Genomic DNA, 661 nt, shown 5'->3' on the forward strand with positions numbered 1-661 from the left:
TTTTTAAGCATATTAGAGCTTCGTAAATTTTCGGCTACTACCAAATCGTGGTTATTGATAAGTGCAGTAGATACTAAATTTAGGAAGTTATTACGCTGGTTACGGATTTTATCGTGTAGTCTTGCTACGACTTGTCTTTGTTTCTGATAATTCTTAGCTTCTCGTAAACTTCTACCTTCCGCTATTGCCCGTCTTTGACGTCTTGACAACTTACGTTGTTGCTTAGCTAACTTACCTTTAATAGTTCGATAGTATCTAGGATTAGCCACTTGATTACCGTTACTGTCAGTTAAGAAATTTTCAGTATTAAGGTCAACGCCAACTTTAGAATTAGTTTTTGCCTTTGTTTGTACAAAAGGCGTATCGGAAGCTAACTGCATAGATACAAAATATCTATCTGCCACATCTTTACTAATTGTAACTGTACCAATACGAATATCAGTCTTACTATCTAAAATACGTCTGTAAGAGCCACTAACCCTTATTCTACCTAATTTAGGTAAGTTAAGATGTTTATTATCTAAAAAGCGTACGCTTGCACTAAACATGTCCATATTGTGCTTTTTAGTGTAGTGAGTACTTGTTTGATAGTTTTCACGATAACTTTTTTTGTGAAAGTTAGGTGTACCCACTTTGTGTACCTGTCTAAATAGTTTCCAGG

The 661-nt window shown here is 34.9% G+C and carries 1 protein-coding gene; it reads right to left on the reverse strand.

The window, feature by feature from the left end:
• A partial coding sequence (locus tag FC36_RS06390) for an RNA-guided endonuclease InsQ/TnpB family protein (protein ID WP_156409528.1) occupies positions 1-661 on the reverse strand: 661 nt, incomplete at both ends.

Source organism: Ligilactobacillus equi DSM 15833 = JCM 10991 (assembly GCF_001435735.1).
GTDB classification, from domain to species: domain Bacteria; phylum Bacillota; class Bacilli; order Lactobacillales; family Lactobacillaceae; genus Ligilactobacillus; species Ligilactobacillus equi.